The organism is Novipirellula caenicola (assembly GCF_039545035.1).
GTDB classification, from domain to species: domain Bacteria; phylum Planctomycetota; class Planctomycetia; order Pirellulales; family Pirellulaceae; genus Novipirellula; species Novipirellula caenicola.
Genome location: NZ_BAABRO010000001.1, coordinates 1,001,468 through 1,014,141 on the forward strand (window position 1 = coordinate 1,001,468; position 12,674 = coordinate 1,014,141).

Sequence of the window (12,674 nt, forward strand, 5' to 3'; positions counted from 1 at the left end):
TGTAATTCGAGCCGCACTGACAATGAACAAAGCCCCCATTCCCCCATTTTGAATGCTCCTCTGAACATGATTGAACTCGGCGTCAATATCGACCATGTCGCAACCGTTCGCCAAGCACGGCGTACCTATGAACCCGATCCGGTAATCGCAGCGGCACTCGCAGAACAAGGCGGCGCCGACGGAATCACGTTCCATCTGAGAGAGGATCGTCGTCACATCCAAGAGCGTGACGTCGAGGTGCTGATGCAAACCGTGACCGTCAAAACCAATCTCGAAATCGCCTGTACTGACGAAGTCGTTGCGATCGCGTGTCGGGTCAAACCGACTTGGGCGCTGTTGGTCCCCGAAAGCCGAGAAGAGGTCACGACCGAAGGCGGACTGAATGTTGTTGATGACAAAGGTCGTATCCGAGATGCCATCGAAAAATTGAGAGGCCAAGGCATTCTGACCAGCCTGTTTATCGACCCCGATTTGGAACAGGTCCAAGCGGCCGCGGATTTAGGGGTGGATGCCGTCGAACTGCACACGGGACCCTATGCACTGGCTCGTGGTGCACAGCAAACCGAAGAGCTCAAACGATTGAAAACGGCTGGTGAAAAGACGTCGGAACTGGGAATGCGACTGCACGCCGGTCACGGGCTGAACTACGCCAACGTACGCCCTGTGGCGGCGATCCCCAACATGATCGAATTGAACATCGGTCACTCGATCGTCAGCCGCGCCGTGATGGTGGGCATGCGTGACGCGGTAGCCGAAATGCGTCGGATCTTGGATCTAGTCGCGTAGTTCGCAGCCACACGACCGGCCCATCACCGCAGCCCAAATGGGTGATCGCGATCTCCTGATTTTCAATAGCGACGCTCGCCAGAGCGTGGATCGTTGCGATTCAATTCGTTGCCATTCAACCCGCGTCACCACCTTCTGGCGAAGGTAGCCACGAGAAAATCGCCGCGAAATTCTTGACGGCTTTTTAAATTGATCCAAATACAGGTCGCACCCGTGAGCCGCGGGCCGTAAGGCACCGGGTAGTGCGTGGGCCCCGGCCGCTGACGCGTCGCGGCTCAGTAAATCAGTCACCACCTTCTGGCGAAGGTAGCCACGAGAAATCCCCCCCGAAACTCTTGACGAGTTTCGCTACGAAGTGCGGTCGCTGCGCTGACCACGACAGCGAACCAAACCTGCAGCCCCCCCCATGCGGCGGCATTTGGTGTAGACGCCACGTATTTCGTTAGAATCCCTGTCACTCGACGGGTACGAACCGGCGGTCGGATACGTTGAATATTGTCGGACGAGACAATATTTCCGGCGTACAATCAAGATTGCCTGCTTTGCACGCCGCTATCGTTTTGATTCCTCATCCGCCTCTGTTTATAACATGATGACGCAAATTGCGTTGCTTCTCCCACCTCTGCCTCCCCCCACTGCTTCTGCGGAAACCGAATGTCCTTTTTCAAGATCTCCTGTCCTGGCTGTAACAAATCGTTAAAGGTATCTGAGAGTCTGGCAGGCAAGAGTCGCGCGTGCCCCTATTGCCGAGCGACAGTGCGAATTCCCGAGACCGCTCCGCCGGAACCCGAACCCGCTTTCCCCGGCATCCAAGTCAGCGAGACTCCGGCATCCGCAAAATCACGTGCAAAGTCCTCCGCCGCAACTGACAGCACCGAACGCCCTGGCGCTGTCACACCAGCGATCCAAACAACGGCGGCCACCACGGCGGCCCCGGCCAAGAAGGCCGTCAAACGACGTCGCCGCGAAAAAAGCTGGTTCAGCAGCAGCAGTGACTCCGCCAGCAGCGACGTCAGCTTGGTGCTCAGCTTTCTGATCGGCGGCGGCATCGCCCTATTGTGGTACGGGGCGACCTACCCGATCCGTGACACCGCGTTTGGGCAATTGTTTTGGCAACGGGGACCGGTCCCGTTTCCAACGACGCTGCTGATGTTCTGGGCGTTGGCGATCTTGGGGCTGAAGTGGCTGAATCTGAAGAAACAGAAGGACGCCATGCTGTTGGATGTGTTGCCGACAGAGGTTTCACCCGAGATCACCGTGGCTTCCATCGATCGATTCATCCTGCACATCAACGAGCTTCCCGGCGCCAGCAGCGATACGTTTCTGATCAACCGCGTCGTCCGTGGGATTGAACATTTTCGTGTTCGCAAAAGTGCAGCCGAAACGGTCACGATGATGGAATCGCAATCGGCGATCGACGCCAACAACGTCGCCGGCAGCTATACCATTTTGAAAGTGTTCATTTGGTCGCTGCCTATCCTGGGGTTCATCGGGACGGTGATGGGGGTCAGCGCGGCGGTCGCAAGTTTGGCGTCCAGCCTGAGCGGCGGCGGCAGCATGGACGCGATGAAGGCGGCACTGCAAGACGTATTCGGCGGACTCGGCACCGCTTTCGACACAACGCTGTTGGCGTTGATCATGAGTATGCTTGTGAAAATTCCTGCGTCCGCATTGCAAAAGAGCGAAGAGGATTTGATCACCAGCGTGGACGAGTATTGCAATGAAAACTTGCTGCGTCGACTAAACGACGGTCGCGAAGGCACCGGCGAGCGTAACGCAAACGACGGTGATTCGGACATTTTCCGAAAAGCGGTCGAACAAGCCCTGGGCACCCATCATGCCGAAATGGAACAGTGGCTCTCAAAACTCGATACCATCGGCACCCACCTGACCGATCAAGTCTCGGCGGGTTGGGATAAGGTCAACAAGCGAATCGAAGAACAGCAACAGAAACACGTCAACGTGTTGCACGAGCAGCAGCTTGACCAACAGGCCCGATTGCAGGCCCAATTGGACCAGATGGCCAATGCGGCAGACAAGATCCAGCAAACCTTGACCTCGTTGGCGGAACAAACCAGTACCCTGCAAACCCACGTCAACGAAACGTTCTCGCAAACCAATACCTCGCTAACCAACCATTTGTCGGGCGTGCAAACGGGGTTGGCTAGTTTAAGTGGAGTGCTCGAACGACTTGGCGACCAACAAGTCGTCGTTCAACAAGTCGCGGCTCAGCCCGAACCAAGCCGCAACGGATGGTTCAGCAAGAAATCACTGACACGTGGGCGAGGTTAATCATGGCACGCCGACCGAGAGCCTCCGACGACGACATCTCGCTGTTTCCGTTCCTCAGCATCATTGCCAGTGTGATTGGGGTGCTGACGATGATGATCGCCACGCTTGCACTTGCGCAAACCGACACACCCGATATTGCTCAAATTGAGCAGTTCGAAAAATCCCAAAAGGAACTCGACGAAACGCTCGAAGAGGTCGCCGAACTGCGACGTGAAATCGAAGTTTCCAATTCAACCGGTTTGCAACTGCGAGAAGAAAAGAAGCTGCTGAACATCACGCTCGAGCAGCTTGAGGAACTGCTGAAGGAGCAAGAGGAGATTGAAAAGCAGCTGGCTGAGCAGGAGAAGGTCAAAATCGTCATTCCAACGCTCAGCGAAAAAGAACGCGAAACCGCCAGCGAAATGAAAGCGGAACTCGAAGCGTTGCAGGAAGAGCTGGCACAGCTCGAGCGAGAGGCGGCCGAGCGGGCCGAGGCCGCCGAATCCAACGTGACCGTGTTGCCGCAAGGCAGCGGATTGAACTTTGTGCCGCACTTCGTCGAGTGCGCCGAAGGGGCGATCGTGATGCATCACCTACAACCGCCCAAACGAATCCGCGCAAGCGAAATGGCCAAGGACGCGGACTATATCGCGTTATTAGAAACCACACTGAATGGCAAAGACGATACGATTGTGTTCTTGGTCCGCAGCGACGGATTGTCGGTCTATCGCGCGGCCAAAAAGATGTGTGACAGTCGTGGCATCCGTAACGGCAAAATTCCGGTGGTCGGCAAAGGACGGATCGATTTGAGTGCCTTTGCGACTTCTAATAAAACGGAGCGTGAACAATGAAACGCCAATCCAGCAATGATGACGAAGACGGCGGCTTGGATTCGCTGCTCGACACGATGACCAACGTCGTCGGTATCTTGGTCCTTGTCTTGATCGTGACGCAAATGAGTGTCGCGGAGGTAGTGACACGGGTTACCGAGGAATCTCAGGTCGACGAGGCAAAGATCGAAGAACTGCAAAAGAAACTGCTCGAGAAAAAGCAGGAGGCATTCGAACTAAACCGAATGCTTGTCGATCCCTTGAATATCGATGCCGATGCGCAGCGCGAAGAATTGCGAAAGAGCAAGGAATTGCTCGCTCGGCGGAAGAAAAACATTGAAGATCGCAAAAAGCAAATGAACGAATTTGCCATGAAGATCCAAGCGGATCGCGAAATGGCAGAAAAGAAGGCTGCCGAGATTGCCAATACCAAAGAGCAGCGAGAGAAGATGCAGACCTTGATCGCAACCTCGCTGGAGCGTAAAGCGGAACTCGAAGCCATCCTCGACAAAACGCCTCGGCGGCAAGCTGCCCCCGATATCAAGGTCAGCATTCCCAACCCGCGACCCGCACCACCGGGGACCAAAGAGGCGACGTTTATCTGTGTCAACAATTTGGTCTATCCCGTCAATGCAGAATTCTTTCGCAAGCGAGCGGAACTCAAAGCCAAGGCGATCATCCAGCGTGGCGGTCTCGACCGTGATCCCGTTGCCGGCATCGATCCGGAGAAGTTCGCGGCGGTGTACGAAAAACTAAAGGACCAGGACGAATTTTTTGACGTCGAGTACTTCGTGCAATCGAACAAGTGGCCGCGAATTCGTTTGATCCCTCGCGAAGGCCGCGGTGCGAACGAATCCGCGATCCTGAACCCACGCTCGAAAATTCGCCGTGAAGTACTCAGCCAACTCGATACGACCAAGTACTACGGACGCTTTCACGTGTTGCCCGACAGTTTTGATGTCTACGTGGCCGCGAGAGGACTGTTTAGCGACGAAGGCGTGCTCGCGGGCTGGGAACCGCAACCGGCCGATTGGGTCTATACGACTCACATCGACGGCGGCATCCGACTTGGACCGCCACCGCCACCCCCGAAAAACCCACCCGATCCGAACGCGCCGAAACCCAAACCCGCTTCGGTGATCGACTAGAATGCGTCAGCGGCTATTTTGGGAGTGGTTTTCGTCTCGGCGTTTCGCGACTGGACTCGTCACAAAGTGACGACAAGCAGTAGCCCCGGACGCCAGTCCGGGTTTGGGAAACCAAAGCGAAGCAGGTCGCAACGCGACGACAGTAAACGCGGGCGTACGCGGCGATGGACCACCGGGACTGGACAACAGTCGTCGCTTTGCGAGTAGGCCCGCAACAGAGGCGACGTCGTCCTCCGGACTTGCGTCTGGGGCTATCGCCGCCATCGCTGTCGCGACAATGAATTGAAAAAAAGTACAAGGAAACTGGTTGATGCATCGCATTTTGTTGCTCGGGATATTCCTGCTGGCGAACGCCACTGCCAACGCCGAGTTTCCTCCGCTGTTTAACACCGAACCGCTCGCACAGGCTCCGGTGATGACCGCCGCCGAGGCGGCCCGTACCTTCACGGTCCCCGACGGATTTCGAGTGACGACGGTTGCATCGGAACCCGACGTCATGAACCCGATCGCGATGGCTTGGGATTCGCGTGGACGGTTGTGGATCGCAGAGAATTTTACCTATGCAGAACGCCAACAACGTTTTCAACTTGACCTGCGCGACCGGGTCATCATTCTCGATCCCGCCAACCAGGACAATGCGACGGAAGACTCGTCGACAAATCGCGTCCGCCGCACTGTGTTTACCGATGACGTGCAAATGTTGACCGGAATCGAAGTCGGCCACGGTGGGGTTTGGTTGATGTGCCCTCCCAAGCTGATCTTCATTCCCGATGCCAACGGCGATGACGTTCCCGATGGCCCCGGCACGGTCGTATTGGATGGCTTTGATGTGGCCAAGCAAAACTATCACAACTTTGCTAACGGAATTCGCTTTGGGCCCGATGGTTGGTTGTACGGTCGCTGCGGCGGTTCATGCCCAGGACGAATCGGTAAACCCGAGACGCCTCGCGATCAGCGACCGGCACTCGAAGGAGGCATTTGGCGTTATCACCCGAAACATGAAATCGTCGAAGTTTTGACGGCGGGAACGACCAACCCGTGGGGACACGACTGGAACGACGTCGGCGAAATGTTTTTCTGTAACACCGTCAACGGCCATTTGTGGCACATGATCCCAGGAGCCCATTTCCCACGCCCCTTCACACTCGATCCGAACCGACGCGCCTACGAGATGATCGAAATGCACGCCGACCATTGGCATTTCGATACCGGGCAAAGTTGGACCAAGTCGCGTGATGGTGCGGCAAACGATTTCGGTGGCGGTCATGCCCACTGCGGCACGTTGATCTATCAAGGCGATCGATGGCCGAACGCCTACGTCGGCAAATTGCTGACGTTCAACTTCCATGGACGACGCGCCAATCAAGAACGGATCGAGCGACACGGCAGCGGCTACGTGCTGCGACACGAACCCGACATGATGCTGGCCAAAGATCCGTGGTTCCGCGGCATGGACCTGAGCACCGGCCCCGACGGCAACGTGTTTGCCATCGATTGGAGCGATACCGGTGAATGCCACGAACACACCGGAGTGCATCGGGAAAGCGGACGCGTTTACAAAATCAGCTACGACGATCCAGCAGACGAGCGGACGGACACAAGACTCACCGACGTTGCCAAATGGTCGGCGACCGATCTGGCGAACGCTCATTTACCGGGCAACCGTTGGCAACGACGTCAAGCTCGCATGGTGTTAGTCGGACGAGCCAATGCGGGCCACGACATTTCAGCGGCAACCGCACGACTGCAGCAGATTTTTTCCGCCAACGATACCAACGAAGCGACGGCGGTTCAGTCACTATTGACGCTGCACGCGTGTGGTGCGACCACACCAGACGGCTTGACCGCGTTGCTGGACCACCCTCATAAACAGGTCCGTGTCTGGGCCATTCGGCTGCTCAGCGAGACTTGGCAGATCGATGATGTGATGGGAGCGGGCTGGAAATCGGATTTGCCGGATTCGATCACCGCAAGTTCCAAGACATTGACCCAGCGTTTTGCCCTGATGGCCAGCCAGGACTCCTCTGCGGCGGTACGCCTCGCGTTGGCGTCGACGCTGCAGCGATTGCCGCTGCAACACCGCGCGACATTGGCCAAACCGCTGGCGATGCGAATCGAGGACGCCGACGATCACAACATCCCGCTGATGATTTGGTACGGCGTGATGCCGCTCGGACAAAACCACCACGACGAACTGGTCACGGTGGCATCGACGAGCCAGCAACCTCGTTTGACTCAGCTGATTGCTCGCTGTTTGGCAGAGGAAATCACGCGATCGCCTGCCGCGATTGACTCGTTGTTAACTAACGTGTCCGAAAGCAACGATCACCGCTTTCAGCTTGCCGTTTTACGCGGAGTCAGTGACGGGCTTCGCGGCTGGGCATCGGCCGAGCGGCCCAAGTCATGGGACCTCATCGATCGTCTGGACCACGACGAACTTCGCCCGCTGATTCGCGAATTAAGCGTGGTGTTTGGTGATGGTCGTGCGATGGACGAGGTCAAACAAATCGCACTCGGTCGATCCGACAAATCTTCCAACGAACCGATCGCTTTCGAGACTCGATTGGCTGCACTGGAAACCTTAATCCAAAGCCAGAGCAAGGAATTGAGACCGGTCTGCGAGAAATTGATCAACGACGCACGCATGAACGTTTTGGCCGCCAAAGGCTTGGCAACCTTTGACGATCCCAAAGTCGCCGTGACGCTGGTGTCGGGATACAACCGATTCCGTGGCCCCGATAAACCTCAAATCGTGTCACTGCTGTCGTCTCGAAAATCATTCGCCAACGAGTTGTTGGATGCGATTGGCAAAGGCAAGATCCCTCGTCAAGATTTATCGGCGTTTCATGTTCGGCAAATCCAAAGCCTCGGTGACGACGCACTGAATCGACGAATCGGCGAAGTCTGGGGCGAGGTACGTGAATCGCCCGAAGACAAACAGCGTTTGATCGAGAAACTGAAAACCGAATTGACTCCTGAGGTATTGTCAAACGCGGATCGCAGCGCCGGCCGAGCTCTGTTTCAAAAGCATTGCCAAAATTGCCACCGATTGTACGGCGAAGGCGGCCAAGTCGGCCCCGACCTCTCCGGCGGCAACCGCAGCAACCTCGACTACCTGTTGTCCAACATCGTCGACCCCAGTTCGGTGGTCGACAAGAACTATCGGATGACCATTGTGTTGCTCGAGGATGGCCGCGTGATCAATGGCTTGCTGACCGACCAATCCGATCAAACGATCACGATTCATACCGCAACGGAACGGATGACGATCCCCCGCAGCGAAGTGGAACAGCAAAAGGTGACCGATAAATCGCCGATGCCCGAAGGATTGCTCGATACGCTGTCCGAGCATGAAATCCGTGACCTGTTTTCGTATCTGAGCCACCACTCGCAAGTCGCGCTGCCGTAGTCGATCGCGGTGACGACGACGGTCCGGGGCTTTGGTTGGGTGGCATGTCAAAACGGGCGGCTCATCAAAATGGGTGGCCCGTGAAAATGCTAAGGATCCCACGATTCGGACAGCGCCGTGGTTGCACGACGAGGGGGCTTCACCTGATAATGGTTGGTGAACGGAATTGCAGAATTTGAACCTTCAATTTGAGCCCCAAGCCTCGGCATGAGCGTCCCTGCTGCACTCGACACGACGATCGCGGTAGTGACACCGGAAAACATCGCCTTTAATTACCAGTTGGCGGGGCCGTTTCGCCGCTTGCCAGCGTATTTGATTGATGTCGCGATCCGCTGGCTGATCATCATTGTGGTGGTCGTGTTGATGTTGATCACCGGCTCCTTGCTGGATCTGCAGTTTTTTGGTCCGTTCATCGGCGCCGGAGCGTTGATCTTGAATTTCGTGGTCAGCTGGTTCTACGGAGCCACGCTGGAGACGTATTTCAACGGACGCACGGTGGGCAAATGGGCCACCGGCATTCGCGTCATCGATATTGAAGGCCGTCCGATCACCGGCAAACGGGCGTTGATCCGCAATTTGTTGCGGATCGCGGATTTTCTGCCCGCCGCTCCGTTATCGAGTTTGGGTGCCGAAGATGCACCGCCGGCGTTCATCATCCCCACCGCAATGGTTTGTTTGTTGTCGATGATCTTCACACGTCGGATGCAACGACTTGGTGATTTGGCGGCCGGCACGATGGTGATCGTTGACGAGCGGAGTTGGCGATTGCCGATCGCCAAAGTCGACGACCCACGAGTGCCCGCGTTGGCATCGTTCATTCCCGCTGATTACCGGGTTTCGCGAAGCATGGCAAAAACGTTGGCGATCTATGCGGAACGACGTCACTATTTGACTCCGGCGCGTCGACGCGAAATTGCCAAACACCTGACGATCCCCTTGATCGAACGTTTTGAATTTCGCAACGACATCGATCCCGATTTGTTGATGTATTCGTTGTACTACAAAACGTTCCTCGCGGACGGATCGGGCGAGCTTCCGGATTTGGGAAATCTGGCGGACTTTAGCCCGTTGGCCAAAGATGCGAACAAACCAACGCAAGTCTTGGCAGCCAACCAACCTTTGACACCGATGCGGGCTCCCTCATGAATGTCGCCTCGATCTTAGACAAGCGTCGCGTCCAGTGGAACGAACTGGAATCGCTGTGCGATGCGATGGAATCGCGTGGCCGCACCGATCGTGCGGGCGGGCCTGAACATCGCGGTGCTCAAGGGATCGCACGATTTTCGACGCTATACCGTGCTGCCTGCGCCGACCTCGCACTGGCCGACGCTTACCAATTGCCTCCTAACACGGTGACCTACCTACACCAACTGGTTGCGCGGGCACACAATCAACTCTATCGAGCGAACCAATTTGAACCGTCCACATGGGTCGACGTGTTGTTCTACGAAGCTCCGCGGCAGATCTTTGCCGACTCGTGCGTGCGAGTCGCCACGATTCTGTTTTTCGGGCTCTTCACGCTTGCCATGTACATGGGCTACGACGAACAACGGTTCCCCGGATTTGCCAATGCCGTGATGGGCGAGACCCAATTGGAAAATCTCGAGTCGATGTACGAACAAAAACTCAACGGTTCGCTCGACCACTATGTTTCGATGGCCGGGTTTTACATCAACCACAACACCGGCATCGGATTGACCTGTTTCGCCTCGGGAATTTTGATCATTCCGTGTCTGTTCAAACTGGCCTACAACGCCGTCGTGCTGGGCGTCGCGTTTGGTTACATGGCCCGCCCTGATGTGACCGGAGGCGACAACTTCTTTCAGTTTGTCACCGCCCACGGACCGTTCGAATTGACCGCGATCGCCTTGTCCGCGGCGGCTGGGTTGCGGCTTGGCGTCGGATGGTTTCGCACTGGTGGGCTGAACCGAATTGATTCGCTACGCCGCAGTGCGATCCAAGCGATTCCGGTGATGGCCGCAGCGGCAACGATGTTCGTATTGGCGGCGTTTACCGAAGGATTCCTGTCTCCTAGCCCACTTCCGTTCATCTTCAAAGCAGCCTGGGCGATCATGTCATCGGGCATGATTAGTTTTTACTTTGTGATTCTTGGGTTCCCGTGGCCCAAACGTTCACGCGGCTCGCATTCGCCGCGTTACGAGTCAACCACGATCGACTCGGACGCAAGTGGTCAACGTTCGCTGGGGCACGTGACGCATGCAACTTGATCGCACCCATGTGGTTGTCCGACGCCGGACGTTATCCGAGATCGGTGATTTGTCCTTAGTGATGCTGCGCCGTTATCCCGCGGCAATTGGGATTGGCTTTTTTGCCGGCGCGGCTCCGTGGGCAATCCTCAATTCACTGCTACTGTATTGGATCCCGATTACTGAATCGGATTATGGCGCCGACGATCCCGACGCGGTCGCAGAAATTTGGCGATATGCGTGCTGGATGGTGCTGTTGGTCATCCTGCAAACGCCCGCCGCAGGTGTCGCCACGACGATCTATCTTGGCCAAGCCGTTTTTGAAAGCCGCCCCACTTGGACCAGCGTGTTCAAAGATGCCAAACAGTACTTTTGGCGTTGGTTGTGGGTGCTGGGGGTGATGCGCTGGGCGATCCCGGCGATGGTGGTTTGTTTGTTCCGGCTGGGGCAACCTGCGGATTGGTTTTGGGATGGCATGATTCCGCTTTGTATTCTGGCCGCCGTCACCTTGGTGCGCAGCAACCGTCCATTTCTGCCCGAAATCCTGTTGCTTGAACAGTGTCCGCTTCGCAGCCAAACCGCGACCGACATCACGTTGTCTCGCCGCAGCAAGGCACTGCATCAACCCATGGCGGGTGATTTGGGAGGCCGATTTTTGGCGTCGTCTTTCATTCTGTTTTGGATCTTCATGAGCGTGCTGTGCTCGATGTTGTTCGTTCGCGTGATCGCGACCGGCAATCCCGATTGGGATCTGTTCTTCCTGATCGTGATGTTTCCCGCGGCGCTATGGTTGGTCGCAGGAGTCAGCGTGGTGATGCGATTACTGAACTACCTGGATACCCGAATCCGGCTGGAGGGTTGGGAAGTGGAATTGGCAATCCGCGCTGAAGCGATGCGACAGTTTGGCGAAGAGGCGGGATTGTCGGTGCGCCCTCAACATCATCAACCTCCCGCAGCGGGTCGTGGTAGAACAGCAGGCCAAGGATCGGCGAGGCTATCGGGTTCCGGGTCGGCGACTGCAAATCCGTCGGCCGCCGTCACTCATCCCATTGCCCAGGCAGCCAATACCCAGGCAAACACAGCCCAGCCGATGCAAAACCGTCCGGTGGTTCAAAATGGCCCCGTAGTTCCAAATGGTCCGGGGGCGTCATGATGCAAACCATTCTCCCTTTGCCTCGCATCGCAATGTTGCTGATCATGGCAAGCTTGGTCGTCCAAGTGAACCAACGAGTTAGCGGCCAAGACGCTGGTCGGCAAGACGCTAGTGTCCAGCCGCAACCTTCGTTCGCTGAAAACGCATTGTCGTCTACGGTTTGGTTCGACCCCGACGAGCGAAAAATCGTCCCGGTTGCAGTGCAAACCAGCGTCGACGATACCGAACATCGCGATAGTCGTTGGTTACCCAAGGCGGAACAGGTCGCCAAAAAATCGACTCCTAAAGCCTCGACCACAACGACCGGCACGACCACGAACGGTTTGTTTGGAACCGATCTAACGCTTGGCAATCTGTTCGCCTGGATGTTGTTGGCGGCGATCATCGCAGGGCTTGTCGGCACATTGATTTACGCATTGTCCAAAGCCGACATCGATTTGAGTGCTTCGTCCAAAACCACAGCAGCGGATGAACAAGCTGGCCCCGACGAACAAATGATCGAACGAATGAAGCATCTGCCTGCGGAATTGCGCCGCACCGATGTCAATCTTCGCAGCGAAGCGGCGCGGCTGATGAGTTTGGGGCAATTCGACCAAGCGGTGATTTTGTTGTTCGCCCATCAATTACTGTTGTTAGATCGTTCGTCGCTGATCCGACTGAACCGCGGCAAAACGAACGGCAAATACGTGCGTGAATGTCGTGCCGCCGATCCTGAACTTGGCTCACTACTAAAGGAAACCACGACGGCGTTTGAACGATCCTACTTTGGTCGTCAACAGATCACCGATACGGAATTCCGTGATCTGTGGAATCAAAACGAAACGCTCGAGCGAAAAGTCCACTCGCATCACGAGGTGGCGGCATGATGCG

General features: G+C 56.2%; 9 protein-coding genes. All 9 read left to right on the forward strand.

Features of this window, described 5'->3' with window-relative positions:
* The first annotated feature begins 66 nt into the window (after positions 1-66).
* The 9 genes from ABEA92_RS03305 to ABEA92_RS03345 all read left to right on the forward strand — a co-directional run bounded on the left by ABEA92_RS03305 (position 67) and on the right by ABEA92_RS03345 (position 12,670).
* Positions 67-786, forward strand: coding sequence for a pyridoxine 5'-phosphate synthase (locus tag ABEA92_RS03305; RefSeq protein ID WP_345682538.1), 720 nt, complete (start codon positions 67-69; stop codon positions 784-786).
* 654 nt (positions 787-1,440) lie between these two features.
* Positions 1,441-3,078 carry a MotA/TolQ/ExbB proton channel family protein gene (locus tag ABEA92_RS03310; protein ID WP_345682363.1) on the forward strand — a complete coding sequence of 546 codons (1,638 nt, stop codon included), beginning with the start codon at positions 1,441-1,443 and terminating at the stop codon, positions 3,076-3,078.
* A 2-nt stretch (positions 3,079-3,080) separates the two neighbouring features.
* Positions 3,081-3,908, forward strand: a complete 828-nt coding sequence (locus ABEA92_RS03315; RefSeq protein ID WP_345682364.1) for a hypothetical protein — start codon at positions 3,081-3,083, stop codon at positions 3,906-3,908.
* Positions 3,905-5,035: a DUF4200 domain-containing protein gene (locus ABEA92_RS03320; protein ID WP_345682365.1), complete on the forward strand. Its 1,131-nt coding sequence runs from the start codon at positions 3,905-3,907 to the stop codon at positions 5,033-5,035. The genes ABEA92_RS03315 and ABEA92_RS03320 overlap by 4 nt, the downstream gene beginning before the upstream one ends.
* Positions 5,036-5,345: 310 nt before the next feature.
* Positions 5,346-8,444, forward strand: a complete 3,099-nt coding sequence (locus tag ABEA92_RS03325; RefSeq protein WP_345682366.1) for a PVC-type heme-binding CxxCH protein — start codon at positions 5,346-5,348, stop codon at positions 8,442-8,444.
* A 207-nt stretch (positions 8,445-8,651) separates the two neighbouring features.
* On the forward strand, positions 8,652-9,590 hold the full coding sequence (locus tag ABEA92_RS03330) for an RDD family protein (protein ID WP_345682367.1): 939 nt from the start codon (positions 8,652-8,654) through the stop codon (positions 9,588-9,590).
* A complete protein-coding gene (locus tag ABEA92_RS03335) occupies positions 9,587-10,672 on the forward strand; it encodes a stage II sporulation protein M (RefSeq protein ID WP_345682368.1) in 1,086 nt (361 codons plus the stop codon). The genes ABEA92_RS03330 and ABEA92_RS03335 overlap by 4 nt, the downstream gene beginning before the upstream one ends.
* Entirely contained in the window at positions 10,662-11,804 is a 1,143-nt protein-coding gene (locus ABEA92_RS03340; RefSeq protein WP_345682369.1) for a hypothetical protein, read from the forward strand. The genes ABEA92_RS03335 and ABEA92_RS03340 overlap by 11 nt, the downstream gene beginning before the upstream one ends.
* Positions 11,801-12,670 (forward strand): DUF4129 domain-containing protein, encoded by an 870-nt coding sequence (locus tag ABEA92_RS03345; protein ID WP_345682370.1) that lies wholly within the window; start codon positions 11,801-11,803, stop codon positions 12,668-12,670. Before ABEA92_RS03340 ends, ABEA92_RS03345 begins: the two co-directional genes overlap by 4 nt.
* Positions 12,671-12,674: the final 4 nt, after the last annotated feature.

Coding starts and splice junctions, on each gene's coding strand:
- ABEA92_RS03340 (WP_345682369.1), top strand. CDS start 10,662: ATGCAACTTGATCGCACCCATGTGGTTGTCCGACGCCGGACGTTATCC.
- ABEA92_RS03345 (WP_345682370.1), top strand. CDS start 11,801: ATGATGCAAACCATTCTCCCTTTGCCTCGCATCGCAATGTTGCTGATC.
- ABEA92_RS03330 (WP_345682367.1), top strand. CDS start 8,652: ATGAGCGTCCCTGCTGCACTCGACACGACGATCGCGGTAGTGACACCG.
- ABEA92_RS03320 (WP_345682365.1), top strand. CDS start 3,905: ATGAAACGCCAATCCAGCAATGATGACGAAGACGGCGGCTTGGATTCG.
- ABEA92_RS03310 (WP_345682363.1), top strand. CDS start 1,441: ATGTCCTTTTTCAAGATCTCCTGTCCTGGCTGTAACAAATCGTTAAAG.
- ABEA92_RS03325 (WP_345682366.1), top strand. CDS start 5,346: ATGCATCGCATTTTGTTGCTCGGGATATTCCTGCTGGCGAACGCCACT.
- ABEA92_RS03335 (WP_345682368.1), top strand. CDS start 9,587: ATGAATGTCGCCTCGATCTTAGACAAGCGTCGCGTCCAGTGGAACGAA.
- ABEA92_RS03305 (WP_345682538.1), top strand. CDS start 67: ATGATTGAACTCGGCGTCAATATCGACCATGTCGCAACCGTTCGCCAA.
- ABEA92_RS03315 (WP_345682364.1), top strand. CDS start 3,081: ATGGCACGCCGACCGAGAGCCTCCGACGACGACATCTCGCTGTTTCCG.